This window comes from Rhodococcus sp. 14C212 (assembly GCF_011058195.1).
Classification (GTDB): domain Bacteria; phylum Actinomycetota; class Actinomycetes; order Mycobacteriales; family Mycobacteriaceae; genus Rhodococcus; species Rhodococcus aetherivorans.
Window position 1 is genome coordinate 1 of record NZ_JAALEH010000143.1, and the last position, 9,209, is coordinate 9,209.

Genomic DNA, 9,209 nt, shown 5'->3' on the forward strand with positions numbered 1-9,209 from the left:
TCAGAGAGCATGTGTCGCAACACCTTCCGGCACACATGGTGCCCACGGCCGTGATCGTGCTCGACAGGATCCCGCTCACGCCCGCCGGCAAACTGGACCGGCGCGCCCTGCCGGAGCCGGACTTCTCGGCGCTCGGCGGCGCCTACCGCGACCCGGCCACGGACCTCGAGCGCACCGTGGTGGGGGTGTTCGTCGAGCATCTCGGCCTCGACCGGGTCTCGGTCGACGACAACTTCTTCGACCTCGGCGGCACCTCACTGCTCGCCACCCGGATGCTGCCGGCGCTCGGCGAACGTCTCGGCCGTCCCGTCCCGCTGCAATCGATCTTCGTCCATCCGACCCCCGCCGGCCTCGCCGCCCACCTCGACGGCCGGCAGGAACGCACCGGCATCGACGAGGCCCTGCAGGTGCTCGTGCCGCTGCGTGAAGGCACCGGCGCACCGCTGTTCTGCCTCCACCCGGCCGCCGGCCTGTCGTGGGCGTACGCGCCGCTCGCACAACGCATCGGCGGCGACCGCCCGGTCTACGGGCTGCAGCTGCCCACCCTCAGCGGCGGCCCCACCCCGGAATCCGTCACCGCGTTGGCGCAGCGGTACGTCGAGGAGATCCGCCGCATCCAGCCCCACGGCCCCTACCACCTGCTCGGCTGGTCGCTCGGCGGCATCGTCGCCCACGCCGTCGCCGTGGATCTGCGCCGGGCGGGGGAGCGCGTGGACACCCTGGCCCTGCTCGACAGCCACCTCAGCGTCCGGGGCGCCGGGTCGGTCGGGGTCCGCGACATGCTCCGCGACCTCGGCGTGCCGGTCGACGCCGAGCAGGATCCGACCTACGACCAGGCGTCGGCGCTGCTCGACGCCGCGCTCGGCGGCGGCACCGGCCTGACCGCCGCGCACCTCGAGCGGATCCACCGCGGCTCGGCCGCCGCGTTGCGGGCCGCCCGCCGGCACACGCCCGCCACCTTCGACGGGGACGTGCTGTTCTTCACCGCCACCCGGTCCGCGGCACCGGCGCCGGCGGTCGCGGCCTGGCACAACGTGGTGTCGGGGGAGATCCACCAGTACCGGATCGACTGCGACCACCACGAGATGGTGTCCCCGCACGCGGTCGAAGCGATCGTGCGGGTCCTGTCGGCGCGGCTGGCGGACACCGCGATCACCGGCGCGGGCCCGCGGGGCTGAGGGTCGTCCCTCCGGGGAGGACGGGTCAGTCCTGCACCGCGTCGGGGTGCTCGCCGACGGGGTCGGCGAGCACCGCGGTGAGTTCCTCGGCGTAGGCCAGCTGCCGCCGCAGGCTCGCACAGGCCTGCCGGGCCCTGTCGTGACAGAGCCGAACCGCCGCGGCGGCGGCCTCCCGCCGTTCGGGAGCGACGGCGGGGGAGCCGAGGACGTCCAGCGCGTCGAGCAGTTCGCCCATCTCGGCGAGGGTGAAGCCGAGCGGCTTCATCCGCCGGATGACGAGCACCCGCCGCACGTCGTTCTCGGTGTAGAGGCGGAAGCCGCCGACGCTGCGGGCGGACGGCCGCACCAGCCCCACCTCGTCGTAGTGGCGGAGGGTGCGGATCGACAGCTCGGTGCGCTGCGCCACCTCACCGATCTGCATCCGGCGGGCGTCCTCGGGCGAACTCATCGGCGTGCCGCGTGCGGGTCAGTGACCGGCGCCGAGGCGGCCGGAGAGCCGGTCGAGGCGGTCGAGGCTGGCGCCGTCGAGTCCGGTGATCTCCACGTGCTTGCCCTTCGATTCGTACTTGTGCCGGATCGCATCGAGGGTGGCCACGGTGGAGGCGTCCCAGATGTCGGCGCCGGTGAGGTCGATGACGACGTTGCGCGGGTCGCCCACGTAGTCGAACTGGTGGATCAGGTCGTTGGAGGAGGCGAAGAACAGCTCGCCGTGCACCTTGTAGACGCGGGTGTCGACCTGACCGTCGTGGTCGGTGTCGGCCTCGGAGACCTTCTCGACGCTGGTCAGGTGGGCGACGCGGCGGGCGAAGAGCACCATCGCGGTGACCACGCCGAGGATCACCCCGACGGCGAGGTTGTGGGTGAGCACGGTCGCGGCGACCGTCACGACCATCACGAGGGTTTCGCTGCGCGGCATGAGCTTCAGGGTGCGCGGGGCGATGCTGTGCCAGTCGAGGGTGGCGACCGACACCATGATCATGACGGCGACCAGGGCGGCCATCGGGATCAGGGCGACGACGTCGCCGAGGGCGACGACGAGGATCAGCAGGAACATCCCGGCCAGGAAGGTGGAGATGCGGGTGCGCGCCCCGGAGACCTTCACGTTGATCATGGTCTGGCCGATCATCGCGCAGCCGCCCATGCCGCCGAAGAATCCGGTGACGAGGTTGGCCACGCCCTGGCCCCAGCCCTCCCGGGTCTTGTTCGAGTGGGTGTCGGTGATGTCGTCGACCAGCTTGGCGGTCATGAGCGATTCGAGCAGGCCGACCAGCGCCATCGCCAGCGCGTAGGGGGCGATGATCGACAGGGTCTCGGTGGTCAGCGGCACGTCGGGGAGGAACAGCGCCGGCAGCGACTCGGGCAGCTCACCCTCGTCGCCGACGTTGGGCACGTCCCAGCCGAAGACGAGCACCGCGGCGGTGAGCGCCACGATCGCCACCAACGGCGCCGGCACCACGGAGGTGAGCTTCGGCAGCAGGAACATCACCGCCAGCCCCACCGCGACCAGGGGATAGACCAGCCACGGGACGTCGATCAGGTGCGGCAACTGCGCGGTGAAGATCAAGATGGCCAGGGCGTTGACGAAGCCCACCATCACGCTGCGCGGGATGAACCGCATCAGCTTGGCCACCCCGAGCACCGACAGCACCACCTGGAAGATGCCCCCAAGGATGACCGTGGCGATGAGGTAGTCGAGGCCGTGCTCGCGGGCCACCGGGGCGACGACCAGGGCGATCGCGGCGGTGGCGGCGGAGATCATCGCCGGCCGGCCGCCCACGATGGAAATGGTCACGGCCATGGTGAACGAGGCGAACAGCCCGACCCGCGGGTCGACGCCGGCGATGATGGAGAACGAGATCGCCTCCGGGATCAGCGCCAGGGCCACGACGAGACCGGCGAGGATCTCGGTCTTCAGGCGCTGAGGGGAGCGCAGTGCGGTGCGCACCGAGGTGCTCGGGTCTCCGGCCTCGCGTCCGGTCGGCGCCGCACCGGGCGGTGTCTGCTGCATCTCTCGCTCTCCTGGAGGATGGGGCATGCCGCAACCGACCGGAGGGTTCCGGGGACGGCATGAGAGGGGTGCGCCGGGGCCTCCGGTCGCCGAGCGCACACTCTACCGTCGCGTGAGGGTTGGGAACCATTCGGCACCCGCTTGAGGATCGACGGCTCCGGATCGTGCGCGACACCCGGAAACTACGGTTAAAAACGTCACTGTGACGTTTTGATAGTGGGCGGCCGAGCCCGGGGCAGGGCGGCCCGACGGCGGGCCGAGGACTGGCGAGCCGAGGCCTGCGGAAGGGCTTTCGGGCCTGTGGGGCCGGCGACCGGACCACGCCGGAACGGTCGAGTTCGGTCATGCCCGGCTTCCGGCCGCAGCGCCGCCGTGCGGCGCGGCCGTACCGAACGGCGGGGACACGACGTGTCCGCGCCGGCGCACGTGCGCCGCGACAGAGGATCGCGACAACGGAAATCCAACGGCCGCCGCACGGCCGATAGCGCCGTCCTGTGCCATAACCCCAGGTCCGCCGTTCGCCGATAATCCACATTATGTCAACTAGTGTGGTGGGAGGCTTCCCCGGACGGAACGAAGGACGGTGCGGGATCGTCGACGCCTGCGCCGCGACGGCGAATGCCGATCGAACAGGTGGCGGACGGGATCTGCTCCGACCGCTCCGCCGTCGGCATCACCGTCGACACCGCGCGGCACCCTCGCCGCGGACCCGGCACATTCGGAATCACGGCATCCCGCACGGGCTCCGGCCAAGGGCGCGGCGACGTCCTCTCGCAACGGGAAGTCCTGTCGCAACGGTGAGCACCACCCGCTGGCCTCCGGCGCACGATGTTCACAGTGGACGAGCTCCCCTCCTCCCGATGCCCACACCGAGCCCTCGAGGGTCGGAATGATCTGCGCCGCCGGCGACCGGTGGGCGCGGCCGGGTCTACGGAACACCGGATCCAGCCGCCGCGTCGACCCACTCGCTCGCATCGACGCTGTGGCACACCCTGCACCCTATCTATAATAACAATTATGATGGATAATCACCGTTATCCATCATGTGTGGTGGGTTCCGCGGCCGGTGCCCCTGGGCGCGAACGGATCGCCGCCGTGTCGGCAACCCCCGGGGCCGCCGCCCGTCTCCCCGCGTGGCCGCACCCCGCGCCGGACCGCCCGTGCGGTGGTGAGCAGCCCCGGGGGTACCCCGCGGCGGCGATCCCCGGGCGCGGCACGTCTCTCCCGGACCCCGGTCCTCTCCCCGCGCGGCACCCCCTTCCGTCTCGACGTAGATTCGGGTTCGACAGGTATGGTCGGTGCCGCCGGGCCGGCCCGGGGTACGGGAGGAACGTCGATGCGGCCGAGCGTGTGGTTGACCCCGGGCGAGCTGTCCGCCCGGTCCGGGGTGGCGGTGTCCGCGCTGCACTACTACGAGGCCCGCGGCCTGATCGACAGCAGGCGCACCTCCGGGAACCGGCGCACCTACCGGCGCGACACGCTGCGCCGTCTGGCGTTCATCCGGGTCGCCCAGGGCGTCGGGGTCTCCCTCGACGAGATCAAGGACGCTCTCGATTCGTTGCCGGACAGCCGGGTGCCGACCGCGGCGGACTGGGCCCGGCTGTCGCGGCAGTGGCACGACCGGCTCACCGAGCGGATCGAGGCGCTCACCGCCTTGCGGGACAGTTTCACCGAGTGCATCGGGTGCGGCTGCCTGAGCCTGGCCTCGTGTCCGCTGGCCAACCCCGGCGACGTGCTGGGCGCGCAGGGGCCGGGACCGCACCGGCTCGGCAGGTCGGTGCCGCGATAGGCGTCCGGCACCCGCGTCCCACCTCGGGTCCCACTCCCCTGTGGTCACATCGTTCCCGTCGGTCCCGGATGTCACACTGGTATCGCACAGGTGTACGACCGGTACGTGAGGAGGCCCATGACGAGCCGGGTGGATCCGGGGTTGCTGGACTGGGTCGCCGCGTATCTCGAGACGTTGCAGACGGCGAAACGGTCTGCGCACACCATCAAGGCGTACCGACTGGATCTGCAGGCGGTGTGCGAGGAACTCGCCGTCAAGCTCTCGGTCGCCCCGGACGACCTGTGCGTGCAGGACATCACGATCCGGGCGATGCGCTCGGCGTTCGCCGCGTTCGCGCGGGAGCGGCAACCGGCGTCGGTTCGGCGGGCCTGGTCGGTGTGGAACAGCTTCTGCAACTTCCTCGTCTCCGAGGGGGTGTCGGAGGGCAACCCGATGGCGTCGATCGCCCAGCCGAAGCGGCCGCAGCACACCCCGAAGTCGTTCACGCCCAAGGCGATCGGGCAACTCGTCGACACCCTCACCGTCGAGGCGCAACGCCCCGCCGCCTCGGGCCGGGAGTGGCCTCAGCGCGATCTGGCGCTCATCGCGACCCTGTTGCTGACCGGCATCCGTTCGGAGGAGCTGATCCGCCTCGATCTCGGCAGCATTCTCGGCGGCACCGAGGCGCCCGTGCTGCGGGTGATGGGCAAGGGGTCCGTGGAACGGCAGATTCCGCTCGAGGAGAGCTGGACGGCGATCGTCTCCGGGTACCTCGAGGAGCGCTACACCCGGTTCCCCCCGGCCCAGCGGTCCCGGCGCGGCGACGACGAGACGCCGGCGGCTTGGGAGCGCTATCCCCCGTCCGATCCGTTGTTCGTCGGCGCCGACGGCCGGCGCATCACCCGCGGCACGCTGCAGTACCGGGTGCGGCGGATGTACCGGATGGCGGGCATCGAGGGTGAGCGCAAGCGGGGCGCCCTCGCGCACGCGCTGCGGCACACCTTCGCCACCAGTCTGGCCGACGGCGGCGCGACGATGGTGGAGCTGCAGCAGTTGCTCGGACACCGTTCGCTGCAGACCGTGCAGATCTACACGTCGGCGACGGACGACGCGGTCCGGCACGCCGCGCGGCACAACCCGGTCTACGGGCTGCTCGACCGGCGCGAGTGAGGCCCGGAGCGCGGGGCCGGCCGGCGGCGGACGCGTAAGCCTGTGGTGAGCGGGTATTGCTGACAGACTGGGGGCGGCGCGGGAGCCCCGTCGCTCGTCCCGCCACCGGTTGCCCGGTCGACCCGAGACATCGAGGAGCACGGAATGAGCATCCAGTCGGTTGAGCCACGCCGTCACCATGTCGTGGTGATCGGATCCGGATTCGGGGGTCTGTTCGCCACCAAGGCCCTCGCACGTGCCGACGTGGACGTCACCGTCGTCGCTCGGACCACGCACCACCTCTTCCAGCCGCTGCTGTACCAGGTGGCGACGGGCATCCTGTCGGTGGGCGACATCGCGCCCCCGACCCGCCTGGTGCTGCGCAAGCAGAAGAACGCGCAGGTGCTGCTCGGCGACGTGGAGTCGATCGATCTGACGCAGCACACCGTCACGTCCCGGTTCCTCGAGCACGAGACGGTGACGCCGTTCGACAGCCTCATCGTCGCCGCCGGCGCCGGGCAGTCGTATTTCGGCAACGACCACTTCGCCGAGTTCGCGCCCGGCATGAAGACAATCGACGACGCGCTCGAGCTGCGAGGACGGATCCTCGGGGCATTCGAGCAGGCGGAGCTGTCCGAGGATCCGGCGGAGCAGCGGCGGCTGCTCACGTTCGTGGTGGTCGGGGCGGGCCCCACGGGGGTGGAACTCGCCGGGCAGATCGCGGAGTTGTCCCATCACACGCTGCGGGGCGCGTTCCGCAACATCGACCCGTCGTCGGCGAGGGTGGTGCTGCTCGACGGGGCACCGGACGTGCTGCCGGTGTACGGGGGCAAGCTCAGCGCCAAGGCCCGTCAGACCCTCGAGAAGCTCGGCGTGGAGATCCAGCTCAACGCGATGGTCAGCGACGTGGACGCGACGGGCCTGACGATCAAGGAGAAGGACGGCACCGAACGCCGGATCGACTCGCAGTGCAAGGTGTGGTCGGCGGGTGTGTCGGCGAGCCCGCTGGGCCGGCAGCTCGCCGAGCAGACCGGCGCCGAGGTCGACCGGGCGGGCCGGGTCCAGGTGAACCCGGACCTGTCGCTGCCCGGTCATCCGAACGTGTTCGTCATCGGCGACATGATGTCGTTGGACCGGCTGCCCGGCCTGGCGCAGGTGGCGATGCAGGGCGGCAAGTACGCGGCGCGGCAGATCGTCGCGGGCCTGTCCGGTCACAGTCCGGCCGAACGCAAGCCCTTCAAGTACTTCGACAAGGGTTCGATGGCCACGATCAGCCGGTTCAGCGCGGTCGCGAAGGTCGGCAAGCTCGAGATCAGCGGGTTCGTCGGCTGGGTGGCCTGGCTGGGCATCCACCTGCTGTACCTGGTGGGGTTCTCGAGCAAGCTGTCGACCCTGCTGTCGTGGGCGACGACGTTCCTGACGCGGGGCCGCAACGAGATGGCCTCGACGGAGCAGCAGGTGTTCGCCCGCAATGCGATCGATCGGCTGCAGCGACACACCGAGGAGGCCGAACGCGGCGGCCGCAGCCGCCGCGCCGCGGGCTGAGGCCGGTTCCGGGGCCCCACCGCCGGGGTCAGCCCCCCAGGGCGTCGGGATCGAGGATATTGGCGAGGCGCACCTGCCCGTGGGCGACGGTGCGGTCCCGGTCGTCGGTGATGGCGACCTGCCACAGCTGCTGGCTGCGCCCGCGCTGGATGGGGGTGGCGGTGGCGGTGAGCACACCCTCGCGGGTGGCGCGGATGAAGTCGGTGTTGTTGTTGACCCCCACCACCTTGCCGCGGTCGCCGAGCCAGATGCTGCCGGCGAAGCTGGCGACGGATTCGACGACCGCGCAGTAGACGCCGCCGTGGACGATGCCGAACGGCTGGTGCTGGGTGGGGGTGACGGTCCAGTGCGCGCGGACCCGGTCCGGGCCGAGCTCGGTGAACTCGAGACCGAGGACGGAGCCGAAGCCGTTGTTGTGCTGTTCGGTGACGGCCGTGGGGTCGGTCAGGTGCTCCTGCGTGGGCAGATCGGTCATGGGTCGCTCCGTCCGGGTCGTGCCAGCTCCCTGGCGCGGGCCCGGCGGCGGTCGCCGGGTCTGACAGGGATGCTAGGACATCGCCGGTGGCACGCAGTGCCGGGACGAGCCGGCGGGCCTCGCGTCGTGGACGCGAGGCCCGCCGTGGGAAGGACCGGGAGTCTCTGCAGCCCTCAGGACTCCGGCGCGGTCCGGCGGTCGCAACATTCTCGACTATAGGGAAGGCTTGCCTAATTGAGCAAGCCCTCGGACCGGCACGTCCAGCGCCAGGAACGCGTCCAGCAGAAGCTGGCCGCGGCGCGCCGCCACGGAGCGGGAGGTGCCGGCCAGCAGGGGAATCTGCGCCGCGCCCGCCACGACGGCGCGGCCCAGGAGGGACCAGAACCGCAGCGCGTCGGCGGGGGCGCACAACGCCAGGGAGGCGTGCGCGGCGTGCAGCGCGGTGCCGGCCCGGTGGGCGGTCCACCGCGCGAGCGCCTCCTCGCACGGCAGCACGACGACCGCGGCGTCGGCGGCCGCGGGGTCGTCGGGCAGCACGCGCAGGGTGTCGTCGGCGACCGCGGCCCAGTCGATGCCTCCGTCGCTGTCCTGGTGGATCCACAGGTTGTCGAGTCCGGGGTCCCAGCAGCGCGCCTCGAGCAGGTAGGGGGCGAGCACCCGGCCCGCGACGACGTGGACGAGGGCGCCGGCCACCTGATCGGCAGCGATCCGCGGGTCGCCGACGTCCTCGAGCGCGCGGGCGTGGAGCAGCGCGATCCGCCGGTCCCGCTCGGCGTCGGCGAGCCGCCACCAGCGGCGGCGCGGCTCGTCGTCGATGCGGGCGACGGCGTAGACGCGCGGGGCATGGGGCGTCAGCAGGCGCAGGCGGGCGTCCGTGTCCACGAACGCGCGGACCTGCGCTGCGGTGGATCGGGGTGGCAGCAGGGTTGTCATCCACACCTCCTGATCGGCGAGCTGCTTTGATTAGGTAAGCCTAACCATTGCATCACGGGCCGGTGGATGCAACCCGGGAAGATAGGGTTCGGTAACCTAACCTTCGTTCGGCCGAGTTCGCGTCTCCCGAGGAGCCCGCCCCCTGTGACCACC

The 9,209-nt window shown here is 71.3% G+C and carries 8 protein-coding genes; 4 read left to right on the forward strand and 4 right to left on the reverse strand.

The genetic code is table 11. The features are described 5' to 3' along the window. On the forward strand, positions 1 to 1,178 hold a 1,178-nt coding region (locus G6038_RS29185), incomplete at its 5' end, for a thioesterase domain-containing protein (RefSeq protein ID WP_240918834.1). A gap of 25 nt (positions 1,179 to 1,203) precedes the next feature. Here G6038_RS29185 and G6038_RS29190 read toward each other — a convergent pair. After that, positions 1,204 to 1,626 carry a MerR family transcriptional regulator gene (locus G6038_RS29190; protein ID WP_165042228.1) on the reverse strand — a complete coding sequence of 141 codons (423 nt, stop codon included), beginning with the start codon at positions 1,624 to 1,626 and terminating at the stop codon, positions 1,204 to 1,206. A gap of 18 nt (positions 1,627 to 1,644) precedes the next feature. Next, positions 1,645 to 3,186 carry a SulP family inorganic anion transporter gene (locus G6038_RS29195; RefSeq protein WP_165042230.1) on the reverse strand — a complete coding sequence of 514 codons (1,542 nt, stop codon included), beginning with the start codon at positions 3,184 to 3,186 and terminating at the stop codon, positions 1,645 to 1,647. A 1,336-nt stretch (positions 3,187 to 4,522) separates the two neighbouring features. Here G6038_RS29195 and soxR point away from each other — a divergent pair. The 3 genes from soxR (at position 4,523) to G6038_RS29210 (ending at position 7,648) form a co-directional block, all read left to right on the forward strand. Next, complete coding sequence (gene soxR / locus G6038_RS29200; protein WP_165042232.1) at positions 4,523 to 4,975, forward strand: redox-sensitive transcriptional activator SoxR; 453 nt, start codon at positions 4,523 to 4,525, stop codon at positions 4,973 to 4,975. 117 nt (positions 4,976 to 5,092) lie between these two features. Next, complete coding sequence (locus G6038_RS29205; RefSeq protein ID WP_165042234.1) at positions 5,093 to 6,124, forward strand: tyrosine-type recombinase/integrase; 1,032 nt, start codon at positions 5,093 to 5,095, stop codon at positions 6,122 to 6,124. A 144-nt stretch (positions 6,125 to 6,268) separates the two neighbouring features. Beyond that, positions 6,269 to 7,648 carry an NAD(P)/FAD-dependent oxidoreductase gene (locus G6038_RS29210; protein ID WP_165042236.1) on the forward strand — a complete coding sequence of 460 codons (1,380 nt, stop codon included), beginning with the start codon at positions 6,269 to 6,271 and terminating at the stop codon, positions 7,646 to 7,648. Between the two features lie 28 nt (positions 7,649 to 7,676). Here the strand turns inward: G6038_RS29210 and G6038_RS29215 are convergent, their stop codons facing one another. Together G6038_RS29215 and G6038_RS29220 are read right to left on the reverse strand one after the other, a co-directional pair. Next, positions 7,677 to 8,123, reverse strand: coding sequence for a PaaI family thioesterase (locus tag G6038_RS29215; RefSeq protein ID WP_165042238.1), 447 nt, complete (start codon positions 8,121 to 8,123; stop codon positions 7,677 to 7,679). 213 nt (positions 8,124 to 8,336) lie between these two features. Then, the gene (locus G6038_RS29220; protein WP_165042240.1) at positions 8,337 to 9,056 is read right to left on the reverse strand and encodes a hypothetical protein; all 720 of its coding nucleotides are present in this window, start codon (positions 9,054 to 9,056) and stop codon (positions 8,337 to 8,339) included. Between the last annotated feature and the right edge of the window lie 153 nt (positions 9,057 to 9,209).

Coding starts and splice junctions, on each gene's coding strand:
- soxR (WP_165042232.1), top strand. CDS start 4,523: ATGCGGCCGAGCGTGTGGTTGACCCCGGGCGAGCTGTCCGCCCGGTCC.
- G6038_RS29210 (WP_165042236.1), top strand. CDS start 6,269: ATGAGCATCCAGTCGGTTGAGCCACGCCGTCACCATGTCGTGGTGATC.
- G6038_RS29195 (WP_165042230.1), bottom strand. CDS start 3,186: ATGCAGCAGACACCGCCCGGTGCGGCGCCGACCGGACGCGAGGCCGGA.
- G6038_RS29205 (WP_165042234.1), top strand. CDS start 5,093: ATGACGAGCCGGGTGGATCCGGGGTTGCTGGACTGGGTCGCCGCGTAT.
- G6038_RS29220 (WP_165042240.1), bottom strand. CDS start 9,056: ATGACAACCCTGCTGCCACCCCGATCCACCGCAGCGCAGGTCCGCGCG.
- G6038_RS29190 (WP_165042228.1), bottom strand. CDS start 1,626: ATGAGTTCGCCCGAGGACGCCCGCCGGATGCAGATCGGTGAGGTGGCG.
- G6038_RS29215 (WP_165042238.1), bottom strand. CDS start 8,123: ATGACCGATCTGCCCACGCAGGAGCACCTGACCGACCCCACGGCCGTC.